This is a genomic window from Wolbachia endosymbiont (group B) of Athalia cordata (genome assembly GCF_947251845.1).
GTDB lineage: Bacteria > Pseudomonadota > Alphaproteobacteria > Rickettsiales > Anaplasmataceae > Wolbachia.
Map to the genome: position 1 here is coordinate 82,667 of NZ_OX366383.1, position 21,242 is coordinate 103,908.

At 34.5% G+C, this 21,242-nt stretch carries 21 protein-coding genes; 7 read left to right on the plus strand and 14 right to left on the minus strand.

The window, feature by feature from the left end:
• The first annotated feature begins 34 nt into the window (after positions 1-34).
• The 5 genes from OPR30_RS00495 (at position 35) to folD (ending at position 4,265) form a co-directional block, all read left to right on the plus strand.
• Positions 35-1,213 carry an aspartate aminotransferase family protein gene (locus OPR30_RS00495; protein WP_015587994.1) on the plus strand — a complete coding sequence of 393 codons (1,179 nt, stop codon included), beginning with the start codon at positions 35-37 and terminating at the stop codon, positions 1,211-1,213.
• Positions 1,214-1,281: 68 nt separating this feature from the next.
• Complete coding sequence (locus OPR30_RS00500) at positions 1,282-2,559, plus strand: HlyC/CorC family transporter (protein WP_265030760.1); 1,278 nt, start codon at positions 1,282-1,284, stop codon at positions 2,557-2,559.
• 9 nt (positions 2,560-2,568) lie between these two features.
• Positions 2,569-2,826: a DUF2312 domain-containing protein gene (locus OPR30_RS00505; protein WP_006014634.1), complete on the plus strand. Its 258-nt coding sequence runs from the start codon at positions 2,569-2,571 to the stop codon at positions 2,824-2,826.
• Positions 2,819-3,394 (plus strand): UbiX family flavin prenyltransferase, encoded by a 576-nt coding sequence (locus tag OPR30_RS00510; RefSeq protein ID WP_265030761.1) that lies wholly within the window; start codon positions 2,819-2,821, stop codon positions 3,392-3,394. The genes OPR30_RS00505 and OPR30_RS00510 overlap by 8 nt, the downstream gene beginning before the upstream one ends.
• The gene (gene folD, locus OPR30_RS00515; protein WP_265030762.1) at positions 3,378-4,265 is read left to right on the plus strand and encodes a bifunctional methylenetetrahydrofolate dehydrogenase/methenyltetrahydrofolate cyclohydrolase FolD; all 888 of its coding nucleotides are present in this window, start codon (positions 3,378-3,380) and stop codon (positions 4,263-4,265) included. The genes OPR30_RS00510 and folD overlap by 17 nt, the downstream gene beginning before the upstream one ends.
• A 99-nt stretch (positions 4,266-4,364) precedes the next feature.
• On the opposite strand, the gene OPR30_RS00520 is transcribed toward folD, so the two are convergent.
• The 13 genes from OPR30_RS00520 to OPR30_RS00580 form a co-directional block, all read right to left on the minus strand.
• On the minus strand, positions 4,365-5,177 hold the full coding sequence (locus OPR30_RS00520) for a cell envelope biogenesis protein OmpA (protein ID WP_265030763.1): 813 nt from the start codon (positions 5,175-5,177) through the stop codon (positions 4,365-4,367).
• 109 nt (positions 5,178-5,286) lie between these two features.
• Positions 5,287-5,847: a hypothetical protein gene (locus OPR30_RS00525; RefSeq protein ID WP_265030764.1), complete on the minus strand. Its 561-nt coding sequence runs from the start codon at positions 5,845-5,847 to the stop codon at positions 5,287-5,289.
• Positions 5,848-5,967: 120 nt separating this feature from the next.
• Positions 5,968-8,427 carry a leucine--tRNA ligase gene (gene leuS, locus OPR30_RS00530; RefSeq protein ID WP_265030765.1) on the minus strand — a complete coding sequence of 820 codons (2,460 nt, stop codon included), beginning with the start codon at positions 8,425-8,427 and terminating at the stop codon, positions 5,968-5,970.
• A 4-nt stretch (positions 8,428-8,431) separates the two neighbouring features.
• On the minus strand, positions 8,432-9,022 hold the full coding sequence (locus OPR30_RS00535; RefSeq protein ID WP_007302156.1) for a murein hydrolase activator EnvC family protein: 591 nt from the start codon (positions 9,020-9,022) through the stop codon (positions 8,432-8,434).
• Between the two features lie 52 nt (positions 9,023-9,074).
• On the minus strand, positions 9,075-9,401 hold the full coding sequence (locus OPR30_RS00540; RefSeq protein ID WP_012481900.1) for a MerR family transcriptional regulator: 327 nt from the start codon (positions 9,399-9,401) through the stop codon (positions 9,075-9,077).
• Complete coding sequence (locus OPR30_RS00545) at positions 9,398-9,697, minus strand: integration host factor subunit alpha (RefSeq protein WP_007302154.1); 300 nt, start codon at positions 9,695-9,697, stop codon at positions 9,398-9,400. The genes OPR30_RS00540 and OPR30_RS00545 overlap by 4 nt, the downstream gene beginning before the upstream one ends.
• A gap of 38 nt (positions 9,698-9,735) precedes the next feature.
• Positions 9,736-10,932 carry an MFS transporter gene (locus OPR30_RS00550; protein WP_264376050.1) on the minus strand — a complete coding sequence of 399 codons (1,197 nt, stop codon included), beginning with the start codon at positions 10,930-10,932 and terminating at the stop codon, positions 9,736-9,738.
• A 306-nt stretch (positions 10,933-11,238) separates the two neighbouring features.
• Positions 11,239-13,173 carry an excinuclease ABC subunit UvrB gene (uvrB, locus tag OPR30_RS00555; protein WP_010402971.1) on the minus strand — a complete coding sequence of 645 codons (1,935 nt, stop codon included), beginning with the start codon at positions 13,171-13,173 and terminating at the stop codon, positions 11,239-11,241.
• 85 nt (positions 13,174-13,258) lie between these two features.
• Entirely contained in the window at positions 13,259-14,020 is a 762-nt protein-coding gene (locus OPR30_RS00560; RefSeq protein WP_265030767.1) for a cytochrome c1, read from the minus strand.
• On the minus strand, positions 14,020-15,246 hold the full coding sequence (locus tag OPR30_RS00565) for a cytochrome b (RefSeq protein ID WP_264376635.1): 1,227 nt from the start codon (positions 15,244-15,246) through the stop codon (positions 14,020-14,022). The genes OPR30_RS00560 and OPR30_RS00565 overlap by 1 nt, the downstream gene beginning before the upstream one ends.
• A gap of 122 nt (positions 15,247-15,368) precedes the next feature.
• Positions 15,369-16,541, minus strand: coding sequence for an ankyrin repeat domain-containing protein (locus tag OPR30_RS00570; protein ID WP_265030769.1), 1,173 nt, complete (start codon positions 16,539-16,541; stop codon positions 15,369-15,371).
• Between the two features lie 260 nt (positions 16,542-16,801).
• Positions 16,802-17,815 (minus strand): ankyrin repeat domain-containing protein, encoded by a 1,014-nt coding sequence (locus OPR30_RS00575; RefSeq protein ID WP_265030770.1) that lies wholly within the window; start codon positions 17,813-17,815, stop codon positions 16,802-16,804.
• 91 nt (positions 17,816-17,906) lie between these two features.
• The gene (locus tag OPR30_RS00580; protein ID WP_236607909.1) at positions 17,907-18,158 is read right to left on the minus strand and encodes a DnaJ domain-containing protein; all 252 of its coding nucleotides are present in this window, start codon (positions 18,156-18,158) and stop codon (positions 17,907-17,909) included.
• Positions 18,159-18,327: 169 nt separating this feature from the next.
• On the opposite strand from OPR30_RS00580, the gene OPR30_RS00585 reads away from it, so the two are divergent.
• Positions 18,328-18,900: a NifU family protein gene (locus OPR30_RS00585; protein ID WP_006015115.1), complete on the plus strand. Its 573-nt coding sequence runs from the start codon at positions 18,328-18,330 to the stop codon at positions 18,898-18,900.
• Complete coding sequence (hisS, locus tag OPR30_RS00590; protein ID WP_265030771.1) at positions 18,897-20,120, plus strand: histidine--tRNA ligase; 1,224 nt, start codon at positions 18,897-18,899, stop codon at positions 20,118-20,120. The genes OPR30_RS00585 and hisS overlap by 4 nt, the downstream gene beginning before the upstream one ends.
• Here hisS and surE read toward each other — a convergent pair.
• The gene (gene surE, locus OPR30_RS00595) at positions 20,117-20,887 is read right to left on the minus strand and encodes a 5'/3'-nucleotidase SurE (protein WP_265030772.1); all 771 of its coding nucleotides are present in this window, start codon (positions 20,885-20,887) and stop codon (positions 20,117-20,119) included. The genes hisS and surE overlap by 4 nt on opposite strands.
• Positions 20,888-21,242: the final 355 nt, after the last annotated feature.

A 21,242-nucleotide genomic window follows, 5' to 3' on the forward strand; every position in this document is an offset into this window, starting at 1 on the left:
AAAGCTTTTTCATGCACTATAGATAATATTTAAAATGGATCATGTTGTTAACGCTTATAATAGATCTGAAGCTTCTATAGTTAGAGGAGAAGGAGTATATCTCTTCGATAAGGATGGTAAAAAATATTTAGACTTTGCTGCAGGAATTTCTACAACCTCTCTAGGGCATTGTCATCCATACATTACAGATAAACTGAAGGAGCAACTGGATTCATTATGGCACTGCTCTAATATTTTTACTATTCCTCAGCAGGAAAGGCTTGCTCAGCGTTTAACAGAACTTACCTTTGCCGATAAAGTTTTTTTCTGCTCAAGTGGACTTGAAGCAACAGAAGCTGCAATTAAATTTATTCGCCGCTATTTCTACTTAAATGGACAAGAAAAGCGCAGTCACATCATTACAATTGAAGGAGGTTTTCATGGCCGCAGTATTGCTGCAATTTCAGCTGGGGGAAATGAAAAATCACGCGAAGGTTTTGCTCCACTCCTTTCTGGTTTTGATAAAGTTCCAAGAAATAACATTGAAGCATTAGAAAAGAAAATCAATAGCGAAACAGCTGCCATATTTTTAGAGCCCATACAAAGTGAAGGCGGAGTACATCCATTGGACGTAGAGTATCTTAAAAAAGTAAGAGAGATAACAAAAGCTCAAGGAATAATTTTATGCTTTGATGAAGTGCAATGCGGATATGGACGGATTGGCTCTCTATTTTACTATCAAAATATAGGAGTTGAACCTGATATGCTCACTTGTGCGAAGGCTATGGGTAATGGGTTTCCTCTGGCTGCATGTTTAGTAAAAGATTATATAGCAGAAGCAATCACTCCAGGAACTCATGGGTCAACTTATGGAGGTAATCCACTTGCCATGACTGTTGGTAATGCAGTACTCGATGTAATGCTAAAGGAAGGCTTTTTTGACCATGTTAAGAAGGTCAGTAAATATCTAAAAGAAAAGTTGTTGCCTTTGACTGAAGAATTTCCGAAGATCGTTTCAGAAGTTCGTGGGGAGGGTTTATTGATAGGGATAGAGCTTAGAGTACCTTTGGCTGATAAAATTGTTAAACAATCTCTTGACAAAGGCTTAATAATGACTAAAATTTTAAATAATAGGGTAATAAGAATAACTCCTCCACTTGTTGTTGAGAATATGCATGTGAATGCAGTGTGTGATATATTTCATGATTTATTTTTTTATATTAAAGATATATAGACTTGCAAATGCTTCTTACAACATATAAAATCAACTCTGTTTCTATATCGCAATAACATCATACTTTAATGGATTGGTTATTGATTTCAGTATTGTCAGCAATTTTTTTCTTATTGATTTTATCGTTTTTGTTCTCAGGAGCAGAAATAGGGTTAACCTCAATTAGCCGATCCCGAGTGAATAAACTAAAGCTAGAAGGTAACAAAAAAGCCAAGATAATAGAGCTTTTGTTAGGTAAAAAAGAATTAACAATAGGAACAATATTACTGTGTAATACAATTATTAACATTACTTGCTCTGCTTTATTTACAGTAATATTTATAAATTCTTTTGGGAGTGAGGGCATATTTCTTTCAACATTCATGATGACGTTTTGTATTTTGCTATTTTGTGAAGTTTTACCAAAAACTTACGCCATGCAAAATCCTGAAAAATTTACATTACTTTCTGCTTATTTTATGCTGTTTTTTGTCAAGGTTCTTTCTCCATTGACATTAGGCATTCAGTTTATTGTCAATATCATTCTGAAGTTATGTGGGCTTCATAAGAATAGGGAGGTAATATCTGCAGCAGATGCAATGCGTAATATGATTACTCTTCACCGCAGTGAGGGCACTATGTTACAACAGGATTTAGATATGCTAAATAGTATACTTGATTTGGCTGAGACAGAAATATCACAAATTATGACCCACAGGAGAAACTTATTTTCTCTTGATATAGATCGAAACAAAGAAGAGTTAATAAGAGAGATTTTAACCAGTAGCCATAGCAGAGTACCTTTATGGCAAAAAGAACCAGATAATATTGTTGGAGTGGTTCACGTGAAAAATCTAATAAATGCCTTGCGTGAAAAGGATAATGAAATAGAGATTGCCAAAGTTATGTCAAAGCCTTGGTTTATACCAGAAAGTACGCCACTCAGTGTACAACTTCACAACTTCCGTAAAAACAGGAAACACCTTGCATTTGTTATTGATGAGTATGGAGCACTACAGGGAATCGTAACTCTTGAGGATATACTGGAAGAAATAGTTGGAGAAATTTCAGATGAACATGATTTGATCACAGAGAATTTTATAAAAAAGATATCCGATAATATGTATCACATAGAAGGAAAATCTACTATTAGGGATATTAATAGACAGTTACATTGGGATCTTCCTGATGAAGAAGCTACAACTCTAGCAGGTATGATTGTAAACGAGATAGAGCGCATTCCTGAAGAAAATGAAGAGTTTTCCATGTACGGTTTTTACTTTAAGATTTTAAAAAAAGATAAAAATATTATTACTATGATTGAAGTACAAGTAAAAACTGATAATACTGTAGTAGCAATTAATTAGTTGGGTTCTATGGAAGATACAGTAAAAATAACGGCTGAAGATTTGAAGAGCTATATAGAGAGAATCGAAAAACTTGAACAAGAAAAGAGGGATGTGCAAGATCACATTCGTGATGTATATGCAAAAGCTGCAGATGAAGGTTGGGATATAAAAGTGATGAAACAGATTATTAGGCTAAGAAAGATGGATGATGATGACAGGGAGGAACAGGAAATATTACTTGATACCTACAAACGTGCATTGGGAATGAATTACGAAGGTGAATAGTAGGATTGTAATTGGAATAAGTGGAGCATCTGGTTCTATTTACGGTGTACGGATTCTAGAGGCACTAAAAAATACCAATCATGAAACTCATTTAGTGATCAGCAGTGCTGGAAAAATAACTATAGCTCATGAGATTAAAGAAAAACTTGAAGATATTATGTCGCTTGCAGATTTTTACTATTCTGAAGAAAAAATAGGAGAAAAAATAGCAAGCGGCTCATTTAAAACCTCAGGTATGGTTATTGCTCCATGTTCTATGAAAACAATGTCTGAAATAGCATCGGGGGTGACTTCCAATCTATTAACAAGGGCTGCAGATGTAACTCTAAAAGAAAGAAGAAAATTAGTTCTTATGGTGCGAGAATCTCCACTACATCTTGGACATCTCCGAAATATGTTAAAACTAACGGAGATGGGAGCAATTATTGCTCCGCCAATGCCTGCTTTTTATATTAAACCAAAATCTTTGGATGATATTGTAAATCATTCTGTTGGTAAAGTATTGAATTTGTTTGATATCGCATTACCTGATTTCAAGGAGTGGCAAGGAAGTGACAATGATTATTGACGGTAAAAAAATAGCGAATGATCTCTGTGAGAAGCTATCACAAAAAATTGATGTTTTAAAGAGAGAGCATAATATTTTTCCTTGCCTTAAAGTAATTCTTGTGGGTAGCAATCCAGCAAGTCAGGTCTACGTTCGTAATAAACAAAGAAAAGCGGAATCAATGGGTATAAGTTCTGAAACTATTGTGTTGCCTGATAGTATTTCAGAAGATGAATTGATTGAAAAAGTTAATACATTAAATGAAGATTCATCTGTTCATGGAATTTTAGTTCAGTTACCTTTACCAAAGCACATCAGTGCAAGCAAAGTAATTAATACAGTAAGTGTTGAAAAAGATGTAGATGGCTTTCATGATGAGAATGTTGGCAGGTTAGTTAAAGGTGAAAAAAATTGTCTGATACCTTGTACTCCTAAAGGTTCTTTACATTTAATTAAGTCAGTTGAAAATAATCTGTCCGGTAAAAATGCGGTGATTATTGGCAGATCAAATATTGTGGGTAAGCCGATGTTTCACTTATTGTTGCAGGAAAATTGTACCGTTACCATCTTGCATTCACAAAGTAGGGATTTAGCTGATTATTGCTCTAAAGCGGATATAGTAGTTGCAGCAGTTGGAAAGCCAAATTTTGTTCAAGCAGATTGGATAAAAAAAGGTGCAATAGTGATCGATGTTGGCATAAATAGCGTTAACTTGGGAAATCAAAGTAAGCTTGTGGGTGATGTTGACTTTGAGGGAGTAAAAGAAAAAGTCAAGGCTATTACTCCAGTACCCGGGGGTGTTGGCCCAATGACAATAGCATTTCTTATGATGAACACTGTAATTGCTGCTTGCTTGCAGCGGGGAGTTGATGCTTCTGATTTTATTGCTTAAGGTTTAGCTTAATGTTAGCATAAACAGAATACCTTTGCAAATAGCACATATATAGCACCAAGCATACAACTGTGTATAGGGATTCAAAGTGTTCATAGCTTAAAAATTATAACGTATGCCTACTTCTATGATTGCATCTGGTATTTGTACTGGTGGCTTGAAGCCACTGAATTGCCCACTTGCAGCAATAGCAACTGTAGCAACTATCTGCGGAGTAAATTCATAATCAACACCTACCTTTAGTTTATAGGAAATAGAACTCAGTATTTTGTCTACTAAAGATGGATCAGACGTTACTTTGCTTCCATCAGCAGCTAGTAGAGCTGGAGCTTCTTGACTCTCTTCTTCCTCTTTCCTTTTATTATCGTTTTTTGTACCATCTTTATCCACAATGTTACCTGAATCACCTCTATCTGCAACATTTTTGCCTGTAGTTTCACCTGTACTACTGCCACCGAAGCCAAAAGAAGGCAATACTTGGATATATCCACCTAAACCTACACTAGCATATAGTTTAATAGGATCAATGTCAAAATCAGGGTAATAACGGTAATTTGCCAACAAACTAGTTCCTACTTTTCTTTTTACTTTATCAGTTATATCACTTATGTTAGCAAGAACCTCAAGTTCAAACTTAGAATTTTTGTTATGATGATAACCAAAAACAACGCTAGGTTTCAATTGAAAGCTTGCACCCCATCGAGTTCCAAAGTTTAAACCTACATAACCTACATAGTACTGATCTTCGTACCGGTCTTCGTATTGCTCTTCATACCGATCTTTGTACTGGTCTTCATACTGGTCTTTGTGTTGATCTTCATATTGGTCTTCTAACTCACTTGTACCATTACTAGCTGTACTTGCTAAAGCAACCAGCACAGCTAACACTTTCGTCGTTCTCATATAATTCATACACATTACTTCCTTAAAACAGGCTGGAATAAGTGTTCAAACATGCTAGCAGCAAGTTTTGAGCATCGCTTGTGGTTACACCTAAACATGTACACAATGCCATCCAGCATTAAAAACTATAACGTACTCCTACTTCCAGCATCGCATCTGGTATTTGTTTTGCTTTTAAACCACTCAGTTGCCCGCCTACGGTTAAAGCAGCTGTACCAACTATCTGTGGAGCAACTTCATAATCAACACCAGCCTTCAGTTTGTACGAAATAGCACCCAGTATTTTATCTAGTGTTTCAGTGCCAACAATGTCAAAAGGATATACTTGTAGATGTCCTCCTAAACCTCCACTGACATATAGTTTCACAGGATCAATGTCAACGTCAGGATAATAACGGTAATGTGCTAATAAACTAGCTCCCATTTTCTTGTCTGCTGCACCAAACATATCACTTACGTCGGTGAGAATCTCAAGTTCAAACTTAGAGCTTTTATCATAATTATAACCAAAAACTAAGCCAGGTTTTATTTTTAATCCAGTGCCCCATCCACCACCAAAGTTTAAACCTGCGTAGTACTGCTCTTTTGCACTATTACTAGCTGCTTTATTACTAGCTGCACCACCTGCTAGAGATGAAGTGAGCAACACAGCTAAAACACACAATCCTTTTATTTTCATATAACTACCCATACAAAAAAATATATAATGCACAAGTATATATCCTTTATATTAAAAAAGATATAATCTCATATCAAAAAAAGTATACCTACGAAATTAGGGACATGCTACTCAAAATTTTTATATAACTATGTTTACTACCTTATTTGGTACAGCATATATAGTGCGAATTTTGCTTTGATCGATTTTGTTAGATACAGAATCTGTTGCTATTTTCTTCAATTTTTCTTGAGGTAAATCAGTTGCCACTTCAATGGTCGCACGTAACTTTCCATTGATCTGCACTGCTACAGTTACCATATTATCAATTAGTAGTGATTCATCAGCTTTTGGCCAAGGCTTTAGATATAGCATACCTTTGCCTCCTATTTCTTGCCATAAATTTTCAGCTAAGTGTGGCATGAATGGCTCAATTACTCTGATTAGTATGCATATACCTTCATCAATAAGAGATTTTCCAGTTTTTACGTCTATTTCAGCTATTAAATTTGTCATTTCACGAAACTTTGCTACCACACAGTTTAATCTGCAGTTTTCCAAGTCATCTGTAAGTCCGTGTAAGAGTTTGTGGATTTTTTTTCTGTACTCTAGGAGTTTACCTACAATGTTTTCATTATCATAGTGTATGTTTACGGGCCTAAGTTGCACTACCATACGCCACAATTTATTTATGTAGCGAAAACAACCTTCCACGCCATCATCAGACCATTCCATATCTTTTTCTGGGGGGGTATCGGATAATACAAACAAACGAGCAGTATCAGCACCGTATTTTTCTATGATAAAGTTTGGGTCAACTGTATTCTTCTTTGACTTACTCATCTTTTCGACTTTTCCAACTTGGATCTTAGCACCCTTCGCAATCAACTCTTTTGCTTCTTCGGGAAAGAGCCATTTGCCATTCTCATCTTTATAAGTTATATGGCAGACCATTCCTTGAGTGATTAAAGTAGAGAAAGGCTCTTTAACGTCAAAATAGCCACATTTAGTTAAAGCACGGCAGAAAAACCTTGAGTAAAGCAAATGTAGAATTGCATGTTCTATTCCACCTATGTAATAATCAACAGGCATAAAACGATTACAAGTATCTTTATTAATCGATTTATTTTCACTGCAAAATGCAGCAAAATACCAAGAAGATTCAAAAAAAGTGTCAAATGTATCAGTTTCACGTTCTGCTTGCTTTCCGCACTTTGGACAATCAACAAATTTCCAGGTTGGGTGCTTATCCAGGGGATTACCACCACTTGTAAATTCTACATCCGTTGGTAGAACAACAGGGAGGTCTTTTTCTGGAACTGGAACAATTCCACAATCTTTACAATGTATAATAGGTATAGGACATCCCCAATAACGTTGCCTTGAAATTCCCCAATCGTGTAGACGATAGTTTATTGTTTTCTTACCTATTCCTTTTTCTTCAAGTTTTTTTATGATTACTTTTTTTGCCTCATTAATCATTAGTCCGTTTAAGAATTCAGAATTGAACATCACTCCATCACCGAAGTACGGTTCTTTTAAGATCTCTGTGGTCTCTTCACAAACTACAGGAATAATCGGTAAACCATACTTCTGTGCAAATTCAAAATCACGCTGATCATGTGCAGGGCAACCAAAAATCGCACCTTCTCCATACTCCATCAACACAAAATTCGCTATATAAAGTGGTAATTCTTTATCAAGAAATGGGTGTTTTACGTTTAATCCAGTGTAAATTCCTATTTTTTCATCATTCTCCCCCTTTGCCTTCATATTACCAATAAAGTCTCTTATTTCTTTGTCTTTAAGGTCTTGTACAATAGGGTGCTCTGCTCCTACTGCAAGAAAAGAAGCTCCAAATAAAGTATGAGGAGAAGTTGTAAAAATCTTTAACTTCTTATTCAAGCCAACTATTTCAAAATCTATAGTTGCCCCTTCAGATTTTCCTATCCAGCGCTCTTGCATAGTTTTGACTTTTTCTGGCCAATTTTTTAAACTTTGCAGACAATGAAGCAAATCTTCAGCAAAATCAGTAATCTTTAAAAACCATTGGAATAACTTACGTTTTTCAACAACTGCACCTGATCGCCATCCTTTTCCATCAACCACTTGCTCATTTGCAAGCACTGTTTGGTCCACTGGATCCCAATTAACCCACGACTCTTTTCGATAGGCAAGACCATGCTTTAAAAAATCCAGAAAAAATTTCTGTTCGTGTTTGTAATAATCAGGCTCACATGTGGAAAGCTCGTGATTCCAATTGTAGGAAAGACCTATAGATTTTAGCTGTGCACGCATATTGTCTATATTCTCTTTTGTCCACGCCGCAGGGTTAATATTATTGTCCCTTGCTGCATTTTCAGCTGGTAATCCAAACGCATCCCAGCCAATTGGGTGCAAAACCTCAAATCCATGAGCTCTCTTGTAACGTGCTATAACATCTCCTATTGCATAGTTACGCAGGTGCCCCATATGAATCTTACCAGATGGATATGGAAACATTTCCAACACGTAACATTTCTTCTTTTTACTATCTTTGCTTACAGAAAAATCCCACTTATTTTGGTAGAATTTTTCAACGTTTTTAAAATTATATTTCATAAATTCAATCACAGTTTATATGTACTAAAGGATCGACTGCTTGACCATTATGCCTTATTGTGAAACACATCTGCGGATCTTTATCTTGTGTGCTTGATTTACCTGCAGATCCAATTACTTGACCTTGTTTTACTTTATCACCAATTTCAACTTGTATGTTTTTTAAATAGGAGTACATAGTCATGTAATTATCTTTATGTTCCACTATAATTAAATTTCCGTACCACCTCAGGCCTTTGCCTACGTATATTACTTTGCCAGGTGCAGAAGCAATAACCTTTGTTCCACTTTGAGCAGTAATTTTTATGCCATCTTGACATATTTTATCAGAAGAGGTAACTGCACCTTTAACCGGTATTACAAATTTACACATGCTTTGTGCATTATTGTTATATACCTTATCTACAAAGGCTTTTCTACTTTCTTTTCGCAGCGAAGAATCAACATTTTCTTTAATCAAATGATACTCCCTTGTGTACTCTAGGTCTCTTTTCCCATAAAATTCTTCGCCTTTAAGTAGTACAGGTGCAGGTTTTTGTAGGCCACAGCTTATCAGTATTGCTGATAATATAAAGAACAAGGCTATACGACACATACACTTATCTCTAGATATATCAACTTTCACAAAACTTTATAGTGTTTTTCGTCTATTTATTACTTTCTTCATTTATTTTATCAGTCAAATAGTCTCTTAAATCGGTAAGTTCTTTCAACAAATTTCTTGAATAATGATCAATTCTTACATCGTTACCAAATTCCTTTTGTACTCCTTTTATTGTATATCCTTTGTCATATAGCATATATTTTATTTTCTTTATTGCCTCTATACACTTATGATCATATAGTCTTCTTCCCTTCCGTTTTATGGGTTTAATTTGATGGAATTGACTTTCCCAGAATCTTAAAACATGCTGCTCCAAATGTAGTTCTTCAGCTACTTCTCCAATTGTGTAAAATAATTTTTCCTTATTCATCGGTTGTTTATTAATTTCTTCATCATTTTTGAAGGTCTAAAAGAAATTGATTTTCTCGCTTTAATTACTACCCTTTCCGATGTCTTTGGTATATTTCCTGGTCTTTCTTTCTTGTTTTTAACCAAAAATGTTCCAAATGAAGATATTTTTACTATTCCATCCTTTGCTAAGCTCGTTTTTATCTCATCCAATATATCATCTATTATTGCAATAGAGTCTTCTTTCGATAATCCAATTTCCTGGTTTATACATTCAGCTATTGTTGCCTTAGTTACTGTTGTGTCTTTTGTTGTCATAATTTATTACAGTATGTTAATATAATATAACAATCGACTCAAGATTCAGCTACTTTATTTTTATAGTATGTTTCTTTTGTAGCATAATTAAAAATACTAGCAAATGTTAACATTGCAAATATTGTGAAAAGCGCCATTTGATGATCTGAAAAAAGTGCTAAAATTGACACTAAAATTCCACTCATAACAAACATAAATCCATTGATAATGGATGATGATGTGCTAATATACTTCTGCTCAACAATCTCACTACCAACAGTAAAATTAAGCATATGTCCTCCTGCAAAAAAACCAAACATTAACATACAAAAGTATATAATATGAACTGTTAAATTACCGCATAGTAAAATAATAGCTGAAATACTTTGCAATGTGGCAAAAGCAGAGATTACGTGCCTTCTATTTTTAAATAGATTTGAGATTAGATCTGCAATTGGAGCACCAACTGCAAGACCAAGCCACAATATTGCAGTTGCCACACCTAACTCCATTGTATTGAGTTCTAAGTTGCTTAGTAACCTTGGTGCCCACAGCATATTAAGCGCTAAAAATGTTCCAAAAGTAATAGCACCCACTATTGAGGTTATCCAGATATCTCTTAATTTTAGCACTGTTAGTACAGAACATATTACTGTTTTTATAGAGCTCTTTATTGTGTATTCCCCCAAATTTTTTTTTGAAAGTCCTTTCGGATAAAAAAACATAAGTACAAATATCGATACGCCAAATAATATTACGCATACAATAAGATTTTTCCAATCTGCACCTTCGGCAAGCAAGCTAGAGAAGCACATTTGAATCATCAAAGCAGAAAGACTTGAAATTGTCTGCACTAGTGAGAACATCAGTCCAAATTGAGTAAGGGGAAAATATGTGCTACTTACATGAGCAGCGCCAATAAAACCAAACGATGCTCCAATTGCGATCAAAAATTGAGATAAAATTAAATGGGCAAAATTGTCACTCTTGATAAGGACAAAAAAACCAAAGAGCATGATTGACAATGAGAAAAAATAAATTTTTTTGCTGGAAAAAACATTAAACATTGCCCCACTAAAAAATTGTGAGATAGCAAAAGTCCAAGTATATGCTGAATTAGCTAGTGCAACTTGCGCGATTGTGAGCCCAAGTTCTTTTTCAAGATTCACGCTTATAAAGGTGTAGATTATCTGCATATTGCTGAATACAACAATCAAGTTACTGATTAGCCAAATGAACCAAGCTTTATTTTCCATAAGATTTTTTATAAATAGTCCATTGATAATAAACCTCTTTTAGGCTCTGATTATTGTTAAAACAGTTGCAATTGTAGTATGATATAAAAGCTATGAAACAACAAATTTGTTGTGAGATTTAATTTGTTAGAGTCTGTACATAATCTCAAGAAAGAAATAAGTTCAACAATCATTACCTATAAGATAAAAGGTGAAAATTTGAAATTATCATGAACTGGCTCATTTTTCTGCCACTCGAATGATGTTTTTTCAAATTGTTGATAAATCAAAGTCAGTTTAGCTATTAATTATTCATCTTTTTTCTAATTATGCAGTGGATCTATTATTAAACCTTTCAATAATACTTTTTATTTTTGCTGCCTCTTCAAACTCTAAATTTTCAGCATGCTTCAACATTTGTTTTTTCAAACTGCTTAGATCATTCTGACTAAAATCCTCAATCACCACTTTTTCCCGTAAAGTATTTGATATAGGCTTTATTATAGTTTTTGGTACAATATTATGCAGTGTATTATGCTCTGTCTGTTTCTTTCTTCTCCTTTCAGTTTCTTTCAGTGCACGATCCATAGAATTAGTAATTTTGTCTGCATATAAAATTACTCTGCCTTCAACATTTCGTGCAGCACGACCTATCGTTTGAATGAGCGAAGTCTCTGATCGTAAAAACCCTTCTTTGTCAGCATCTAAAATTGCAACCAATCCACACTCGGGAATATCAAGACCTTCCCGCAACAAGTTAACGCCAACAAGAACATCTATTTCTTTAGATCTTAATTTGCATATAATTTCAATTCTTTCCAGTGCACCAATATCTGAATGTAGGTAAGTTACTTTCATACTGAGCTCACTCATATGCTCAGCTAGTTTTTCAGCCATTTTTTTTGTCAATGTGGTAATTAGAATACAAAACCCTTTTTTTATCGTCACTTGTGCCTCATGAATCACATCATCAACCTGACTCCCTGTTGGTTTTATGATGCAGATGGGATCTGTCAATCCTGTTGGGCGGATAACTTGCTCTATAAATGCGTGATTAGTCTTTTCTAATTCATATTTTCCTGGAGTAGCCGAAACGTAAATAGTCTGTGGCCGTATTGCCTCCCACTCTTCCAATTTTAATGGACGGTTATCAAAAGCAGAAGGTAGCCTAAAACCATAATCTATCAATTTCTTTTTACGTGCTTCATTACCGCTATACATTGCACCTATCTGGGGAACGGTTACATGGCTTTCATCAACAAATAAAATTACATCTTTAGGTAAATACTCAAACAATGTAGGCGGTGGATCTCCGGCTTTCATTCCGTAAAGATAACGCGAATAATTTTCAATACCTTTACACACTCCCGTTGCCATCATCATTTCAATATCAAAATTAGTACGCTGCTCAAGGCGTTTTGCTTCAACAATTTTGTTCTGTGAATAGTAATAATCCAGGCGTTCATGTAGTTCTTTTTTAATCAATTGAACTGCTTGCAAAAGAGTCTCACGTGATGTAGTGTAATAGCTATTTGGAAAAATGGTGACTGTATCTATGCGTCTGATAATATTGCCGTTCATGGCATCAATCTCAGAAATTTCCTCTATTTCATCACCAAACAATGATAAACGCCAAGCTTTATTTTCATAATAGGCAGGAAATATATCAATAATATCGCCGCGCACTCTGAAATATCCTCGCTCAAATCTGACATCAGAACGTTTATATTGGAGATTAACTAAATTATTCAGAAAGTCATTAACATGAATCTTATCTCCAGCACTTAAAGTCAAGGTCATGCTGAGATAGCTCTCAGGCGAACCAAGACCATATATACAAGAAACACTCGCAACTACAATCGTGTCCCTACGCTCCAAAAGAGAGCATATAGCAGAATAGCGTAGCATATCAATTCTTTCATTTATTAAAGAGTCTTTTTCAATATAAGTGTCTGTTTGTGGCGAATAAGCCTCAGGCTGATAATAATCATAATAAGAAATGAAGTATCCAACAGCATTGTGAGGGAAAAATCCTCTCATCTCCTCGTAAAGCTGCGCCGCTAAAGTTTTATTATGTGCCATAATTAATGCAGGCCTGTTTGTTCTTGCAATAACATTTGCCATAGTGAAGGTTTTTCCAGAGCCAGTAACTCCAAGCAAAACCTGATCTCTTTTATTACTATTTAACCCTGCAACTAAGTTGTCTATTGCCTGTGGTTGATCTCCAGCTGGCTGAAAATGTGTAACTATTTGAAATTCCATACCTTTATATTTTCATAATGTATTTATTACTATACAATACATTTGCTAGTGTAAATAAGGTATGAAAGAATGAACATAAAAAACTCTATTTTTTCTTTTTATAGAGACTGCTCCAAATCCTGTTGTTGGTTAATACAAAAAACACCGTCAAAATTATAAAGTATGTCACTATTTTTAACCCAAGTTTATGTCGGCGTTCCATTTCTGGCTCTGCTGCCCATTGTAAGAAATTTACCACATCATATGACATACTTTCAACTGTAGCTTGCCTTGCACCATCATATTCTACCATTCCTTCAGATAATGGTGGTGCCATAGCTAACCTGCCTGTTGAAAAATATGGATTAAAATATAAACCGTTCTCATCGTGTTCACCATTTTGATAACCAATGAGCAGTGAATAGATGTAATTTGCACCATCGTGCCTTGCTTTAACAATGAGTGATAAATCTGGTGGAATTGCACCATTATTACTTGCTGCAGCTGCTTCTTTTGTATCAAAAGGTGCAATAAAATAATCCGAAGACACTCCCGGCCTATCAAACATTTCACCCAAATCATTTGGACCATCTTTCACTTGGTAAGAGGCTGCAATTTGTTTTACATCCTCTTCGGAAAAACCAACATCTTGCAAGTTACGAAACGCTATTCTATTCATTGAATGGCAAGCAGCACAGACTTCCTTGTATACTTTATAGCCACGCTGAATTGACTCTCTATCGAAAGATCCAGTAATTCCATCAAAACTCCAGTCGATTTTCTTATTTGGTAAAGGTTTAAACTCCTCTGCAGATAGAGAATTAGCGAAAAATAATACACAAAACACAGCAACTTTCACCAATAGCATCACTTCATCTCCGGCACGGAATCGCTTATTGTTTTTGGTAATTTTTTTGGTTTCTCATACTTACTAAGTAAAGGTAAAATTATCACAAAATATGAAAAATAATAAAGAGTTGAAAGCCTACTTAAAGTAATGTAAGGCTCCTTAACTTCTTGTCCCCCAAGCCAGGCAAGAAATGCAAAATTTATTGCAAAAACCCAAAAAAATTTCTTAAATAATGGACGGTAGGAACCACTTTTAACCTTTGATTTATCGAGCCAAGGCAAAAGAAACCACACTAAAATAGATCCAAACATGGTAAGTACACCAATAAGTTTATTTGGAATTGAACGCAGCATCGCATAAAAAGGTAAGAAATACCACTCTGGCACTATATGTACTGGAGTTACCATAGGATCAGCCTCTATATAATTATCAGGATGCCCAAGATAATTAGGGGCATAAAAAACAAATGCAAATAAAATTATAAAAAATAAACCAAAAGTTATGCAGTCCTTTGCTATATAGTAAGGATAAAAAGGAATGGTATCCTTATCTGACCTGACTTCTATTCCACTTGGATTATTAGAGCCAAACCTATGCAGAGCAACAACATGCAACATAGCTAAAGCGATAATAATGAAAGGCATAAGATAATGCAGCGCAAAAAAACGATTGAGCGTTGGATTATCAACAGAGAAACTTCCCCATAGCCATATAACTATTTTATCACCAATTAAAGGTATAGCCGAGAATAAATTAGTTATAACTGTTGCACCCCAAAAACTCATTTGTCCCCATGGAAGAACATATCCCATAAAGGCAGTTGCCATCATTGCAAAAAATATAAATATGCCAATAAACCATACCATTTCTCGCGGTCTCTTATAAGATCCGTAATATAATCCACGCATGATATGAACATAAACCACCATAAAGAAGAGCGACGCCCCAACAGCATGAGTATAACGTATCAGCCATCCATAACTTACGTCACGCATTATACGCTCCACACTATTAAATGCATGATCAACATGCGGAGTGTAGTGCATGGCAAGAAATATACCTGTTATTATTTGTAAAATCAGCGCTATACCAGCTAAAGAACCAAAATTCCAAGCATAATTTAAATTTTTTGGTACTTGATAAGAAGCAGTATGTTTTAGAAAAGAAAATATAGGCAGTCTATACTCTATCCAACCTAATATACCTTTTTCTTCTATTATTTCTTTTTTGCTATCATCTTCCATAACTTAAAGCTTTGTCATCTTAACTCATTGTATTGTAACAATTTAACGCTAATAAACAATAAAAAGTTTAACTTTAAAGAGTAGATTTCACAAAAACAAGCACTCAAATTTGAGTGCTTGTTTTAAAGGGACTTTTGATGACATACACCTTTAGATATTGTTGAATTGCTTAATGAACTTCGAGGACATTGATAAAGTTTTTCACAATTACTAAGTGCCGTCTCGAATTTTTTTTCTATAATGTCAAGTTCTCTTTCTTTATTTTTTTCTGCTGTCAAAGGTGAATCGTCTAGTGGCCTAAAATGTTGTTTTCTTGTGAACTTACTTATTGCTACAGCAGTTAGCAGAACTGTTCCATTACAATCAATTTGTGAAGAACCAATTGGGCTTCCAGTTAAATGTGCAACAGATTGCTGTACAGTAGGTAAAGCAGGAGCGCTGCTGAATAAGCCACTGATGGTGGTAGTTATCCAACTAAATATACTATTAATAAAAGAAGAAGGTTTTACTGCATTGCTTGCAGTGCTGCTAACTTCTTCAAAATTTTCTCTGATAAGAGTGAAGGAAGAATTCACTGTTCTACTTGTCAAGTCTGTGGTATTACTAACTTCCAATTCTATCTTGATTGCTTTGGTAGGGAATAATGAAAGATTCGCTGCACTACTTACAGAATCTGTGGCGTCATTAGCGTCTAACCCTACCTTAACACCTGCTTTTATAGAAGTTAATTTTGCTTCACAATCATCTTCAGTAGCACTGCTCAATACATATTCTATCTCTTGAATTTTACTATTGCTATTACATCTATCTTTTCTATAACCTCCAACAACATCTAATGCTGTTTTGCCGTACTGACTTTGAATACTAGCATCAGCACCTCTACAGAGTAGGAGTTTTACCATATCTAAATGACAATGGTTAAATGCTAAGTACAAAGGTGTAAAGCCTTTATAATTTGTAGCATTGATGTTAGCATCACGATCAAGTAAAAACTGTGCTATTTCTAGTTTGCCATTAATAGCAGCAATGTGTAAGGGAGTACTCAAATATCGACTGCTAATAGTAGTATTAACATCAGCACCACTGTCACACAAAAACTGCAATACCTTTAAGTTACCTATGTAAGTAGCAGAATGCATAGGCTTCATACTATATTTTTCATTATTCAAAATCTCATTTTTTATGTGTCTATGTTCTGCCTCTTCAATATATTCTTTAACTTTCTCAAAATCATCTCTGTTTATAGCAGAAAATAATTTTTTTCTCAGGCTCTCAATTATTTCTTGTCTTTCCATCAAATACCTCCTAAAAGACAACGTTCCCGGCTTTATATCACACAATTTAGTATGTGCAAGTGAAATTTACAGAGAAAAAATTTCAATAGTTAAAAATTAGGTCTTCAGCAATCTATCACTTTAACTTTCGCACAAGACATGCTGAGCTTCCTTATTCAAATTTTTTTGCTCTTAATAAGAAGCAATATGCTTTAGAAAAGGAAATAAGGGATAAGTTTTGTAAATAAAGCACTCGAATTCGAGTGCTTATTTTAACTGATTTAGAGGGACTTTTGATGCATACCTTTAGGTATCGTTAAATTGCTTAATGAACTTTCAGGATGTTGATAAAGTTTTTCACACTTACTAAGTGCTGTCTCGAAGTTTTTTTCTATAGTGTTAAGCCTTCTTTCTCTAATTTCTTGTATTGTGAGAAGTGAATCTTCTAGTGGCCTTGAGTATTTTTTCTCTGTGAACTTTCTGATCATTACATCAGTTAGTAGAGCTGTTGAATTAAAATCAACTTGTGAAGAACCAATTGGGCTACCAGCGAAGTGATCAACAGATTGCTGTGCAGGAAGTAAAGTAGGAGAACTGCTGAATAAGCCATTGAGTGTGGCAGTGGTTACCCAACTAAATATACTATTAATAAAAGAAAAAGGTTTTACTGCACTACTTGGTTCAGGATCTGGAGTATCACCAGCTTCTAATTCTAACTTAGTATTTATTCTAGCAGAAAGTAATAGTTCTGTACAATTATTTTTATGAAATCTTAACACAGCTAAGAATATTTTTTTTATGTCACAGCCATCACTGCAAAGACTTTCATAACCTGGAATAACCTCAAATGCTATTTTGCCATTTGTACTTCTAATATTAATATCAATATTATTATCAAGCAGAACTTTTGCTATATCTAATCGACACTGATAAAGTGCTAAGTGTAAAGCTGTAAAATTTTGCATTCCTTGAAAGCTAGTGTTGCCGTGAATACAATCAAATACAACTTTCTCCATATCATATGTTACAACAATGGATACGGAAGGAACAATGCACGCATCACTCACAGCATTAACACGAGCACCATTGTTAATCAAAAACTGCAATATCTTTGAGTTAGCTCTGTAAGTAGCAAAATGTATAGGTGCCATGCCATATTGCTTACCATTAATAATATCGTTTTGTACACCTTTAATCTTTGCCTTTCTAACACATCTTTTAACTTTCTCAAAATCAAGTTTGTTTATAGCAATAAACAATTTATTCCTTAACTCTTCTATTCTGTATTTTCGCATCAAATACCTCCTATAAGACAACGCCCTTGGCTTTGTATCACATGATTTAGTATTTACAAGTAAAATTTACAGAGAAAACAATAGTTAAAAATTAGGTCTTTAGCAATCTATCACGTGCTGCGTTTAACTTTTGTGCAAAATATTCCGAGCCTCCCTTGTCTGGATGGACCAGTTTCATTAAATTTTGGTATGCCTTATTGATTTCATTTTGGCTTGCCTCGGAATTCAGCCCCAGTATTTTTAATGCTTCATCTTTGGACATATTATCACCAGTGTAATTTTTGGTGTAACTTTTACTGCTGTTAAATTCGTTCAAAAACTTACTTAATATAGAGTTCATCATAAAACTTATGTTATTTCTCTTTGCCAAAAAGAGAAAAAATACAACAACGCTAGGTAAAACAAACGTGATTATTGTGAATATCAAAAAAAGGAAGAAGATGAATGACATGTATATTTTTTTATCATTTTATGATTAAATAGTAACAATTATAATTGTCATGGTAAATAACATGTTTATCCAGATTGAAGAAACACCAAACCCAAACACGCTGAAATTTCTTCCTGGTTTTGAAATTCTGAGCGAAGGAGAAACAGCTGATTTTTCAAATGCAGATGAAATAAAGAACTCCAAACTAGCAGTAAATCTTTTTCAAATAGAACATGTTGTAAGAGTATTTTTTGGTCATGATTTTATTTCGGTAACAAAATCAGATAGAATGAATTGGGATATAGTAAAGGTGGAAATTTTAACTACAATTATGGATCACTTTACTTCTGGTGGAAAAGCATTTGATAAAGAAGGAGTAAGTGATAATAAAATGCTAGAGGAAGAATTCTTTAATGAAAATGATATAGAAATTGTAAATAGAATAAAAGAATTGATGGAAAGTTATATTAAACCTGCAGTTGCTCAAGATGGTGGTGATATCAAATTTCGTGGCTATAAAGACGGGATAGTTTATGTTGAGTTACAAGGAGCTTGCTCCGGATGCCCAAGTGCTGCAATTACTTTAAAGCAAGGAGTGCAGAATATGCTAAGCTATCACATACCAGAAGTTTCAGGTATAGAGACTATGCTATGACTAATCAAACAGTTAGAGGAACGAAAGATCTCCTGTTTGATGAATGGTATAAATCTAAATACATAGAGCAAACAGCAAATAGAATCTCAAGTTTATACGGCTTTTTGCCTGCTCAAACTCCGATATTTGAATATACGGAAGTTTTCACAAAGACTTTAGGTGATAGCTCAGATATCATCACTAAAGAGATGTACACCTTTAATGATAAAGGGGGAAAGAGCATAACTCTGCGTCCTGAGTTCACTGCAGCTATTGTTAGGTTACTCATTGAAAAAAAACTGCAAACGCCGATAAAATTATTTTCAATAGGGCCTGCATTTCGCTATGAAAGACCGCAAAAGGGAAGACAAAGGCAATTTCATCAGATAAATTTTGAGGTTTTTGGCATAGAAGATCCAAAAGCTGATATTGAATTGATATCACTCGCTCAGCACTTACTAACTGAATTTGGCATCAATAAAAATGTAAAGCTGGAAATCAACTCTCTGGGTGATAGTGAAACAACAAGTAAGTATAGAGAAGCTTTGATATCGTATTTAAAAAAGTTTCAAAATGACCTATCAGAAGATAGTCAAAATAGATTGATTAAAAACCCACTCAGAATATTAGACTCTAAGGATAAGACAGATAAAGAAATAATCTCTGACGCACCAAAAATCAGTGATTATTATACAAAAGAATCTTCATATTTCTTTGACCAGGTGTTAAATGGACTCCAAGCTCTTGGCATACCTTACACTGTAAATAGCAAATTAGTTCGAGGTCTAGACTATTATTGTCACACAGTATTTGAATTTGTCACAGAAGATTTAGGTGCACAAGGAGCAGTTTTTGCCGGTGGAAGATACGATAATCTAGTATCTTCAGTAGGTGGAAAACACACTCCAGCGATAGGATTTGCAGGAGGTATTGAACGCATAATGGAATTAATCAACTATGCTGAAAAAAAAGAGAGGCCTATTTATATAATTCCAATCGGTGGAGAAGCTGAAGAACATGCTCTAACACTTGCAAGTGAATTACGCAGAAATGGTTTATACGTAGTTTATGAACATAGTGGAACTCTAAAAACCCGAATGAAAAAAGCAAATCAAGCAAATGCAAAAGTTGTATTAATCTTTGGTGATGAAGAGCTAAGCAGTAAAACTTTAAAAATTAAAAACATGGACACGGGTGAAGAAAAAATGATTGCTCGCGATAAAATCGTAGAAAATATCTAATCAGAAGCAATAGGAGTGTTAGCTATAGAAGAAAATTCCTCTGCACAAGAATTTTTCATAGCATTTAATGTATCATAATCTGTAAAATCTAATTTTATCGGTGTAATAGTAATAAAACCTCCTTTTATTTTATCTACACTACCACTGCCTGAGTGTTCCCGAGACCAATTTAAGCTCAAAGAACCATTTAAGTTTTCAGTAAAAGTTAAATCACCATCAATGTTATATTCACCTTGTTCAGCAAATTCTACTCCTTTCACTTTTTCTGTAGCAGGAAAATTTATACTCATCACTATATCTTTAGGCCAACCAACTTTCATTAGCTTGCTGATAACCTTTGGTGCAAAAACTTTTGTATTGTTCCAGTCTATTTTATCATGATAAACTTGGCTCAGCGCAATAGAAGGTATAGATCTTGCAGCACCTTCCATTGCAGCACCGATTGTGCCTGAATAACAAATATCATCTCCGACATTTGATCCAATATTTACTCCAGATAATATTAAGTCTGGTTTCTTATTCATAATTTTATTTAACGCGATAATAACACAATCTGAGGGAGTACCAGACACACTAAACTCCCTTTCACTATGTTGGTTTATTCTAATAGATTGTTTCACTGGGTAATCAAGAGATCTTGCAGATCCACTCCTGTCAGTATCTGGTGCCACTATCCATACTTCCGATGCAAAATTGTGTGCAATTTCTCTAAGTAGTCTTATTCCTTCACTTTCAAAACCATCATCATTTGTTATCAATATTATCATATGTAATACTCACCTATCAAAGTATACTAATGAGGTTTCTTTTCATAACCATAACAAAGAATCTGCTACAAATCAATAAGGAAAAATTAGAAGACGGCCAGATTGCCATCGTTTAGTTTGCTGTGAGTTAATTGTAAATACCAATTTTAGCTTCACGCCTAACTCACAATCAAAGCTTAGGCAAGTCTCAGAGCTCTAAGCAGCAGAGAATCTTGTATGCCCTGCAAAAAATGCTTTCATCTTTTCAAGATAAGTAGATGGTTCTGCAGGAACTTCTATCTCATTTATCTGATAAGATATTGCTGCATCTATGACTTCATCTGTTATTAATTCTCTTAGCTTTTTTTATTATATG

Bases quoted from the DNA above. Each gene is read 5' to 3' on its own strand.
- OPR30_RS00525 (WP_265030764.1), bottom strand. From the start codon at position 5,847: ATGAAAATAAAAGGATTGTGTGTTTTAGCTGTGTTGCTCACTTCATCT.
- uvrB (WP_010402971.1), bottom strand. From the start codon at position 13,173: ATGGAATTTCAAATAGTTACACATTTTCAGCCAGCTGGAGATCAACCA.
- surE (WP_265030772.1), bottom strand. From the start codon at position 20,887: ATGATAATATTGATAACAAATGATGATGGTTTTGAAAGTGAAGGAATA.
- OPR30_RS00580 (WP_236607909.1), bottom strand. From the start codon at position 18,158: ATGATGAACTCTATATTAAGTAAGTTTTTGAACGAATTTAACAGCAGT.
- OPR30_RS00535 (WP_007302156.1), bottom strand. From the start codon at position 9,022: ATGTGTCGTATAGCCTTGTTCTTTATATTATCAGCAATACTGATAAGC.
- OPR30_RS00560 (WP_265030767.1), bottom strand. From the start codon at position 14,020: ATGCTATTGGTGAAAGTTGCTGTGTTTTGTGTATTATTTTTCGCTAAT.
- OPR30_RS00575 (WP_265030770.1), bottom strand. From the start codon at position 17,815: ATGCGAAAATACAGAATAGAAGAGTTAAGGAATAAATTGTTTATTGCT.
- OPR30_RS00500 (WP_265030760.1), top strand. From the start codon at position 1,282: ATGGATTGGTTATTGATTTCAGTATTGTCAGCAATTTTTTTCTTATTG.
- OPR30_RS00505 (WP_006014634.1), top strand. From the start codon at position 2,569: ATGGAAGATACAGTAAAAATAACGGCTGAAGATTTGAAGAGCTATATA.
- leuS (WP_265030765.1), bottom strand. From the start codon at position 8,427: ATGAAATATAATTTTAAAAACGTTGAAAAATTCTACCAAAATAAGTGG.
- OPR30_RS00550 (WP_264376050.1), bottom strand. From the start codon at position 10,932: ATGGAAAATAAAGCTTGGTTCATTTGGCTAATCAGTAACTTGATTGTT.
- OPR30_RS00565 (WP_264376635.1), bottom strand. From the start codon at position 15,246: ATGGAAGATGATAGCAAAAAAGAAATAATAGAAGAAAAAGGTATATTA.
- OPR30_RS00495 (WP_015587994.1), top strand. From the start codon at position 35: ATGGATCATGTTGTTAACGCTTATAATAGATCTGAAGCTTCTATAGTT.
- OPR30_RS00540 (WP_012481900.1), bottom strand. From the start codon at position 9,401: ATGAATAAGGAAAAATTATTTTACACAATTGGAGAAGTAGCTGAAGAA.
- OPR30_RS00520 (WP_265030763.1), bottom strand. From the start codon at position 5,177: ATGAATTATATGAGAACGACGAAAGTGTTAGCTGTGCTGGTTGCTTTA.
- OPR30_RS00585 (WP_006015115.1), top strand. From the start codon at position 18,328: ATGTTTATCCAGATTGAAGAAACACCAAACCCAAACACGCTGAAATTT.
- OPR30_RS00570 (WP_265030769.1), bottom strand. From the start codon at position 16,541: ATGGAAAGACAAGAAATAATTGAGAGCCTGAGAAAAAAATTATTTTCT.
- hisS (WP_265030771.1), top strand. From the start codon at position 18,897: ATGACTAATCAAACAGTTAGAGGAACGAAAGATCTCCTGTTTGATGAA.
- OPR30_RS00545 (WP_007302154.1), bottom strand. From the start codon at position 9,697: ATGACAACAAAAGACACAACAGTAACTAAGGCAACAATAGCTGAATGT.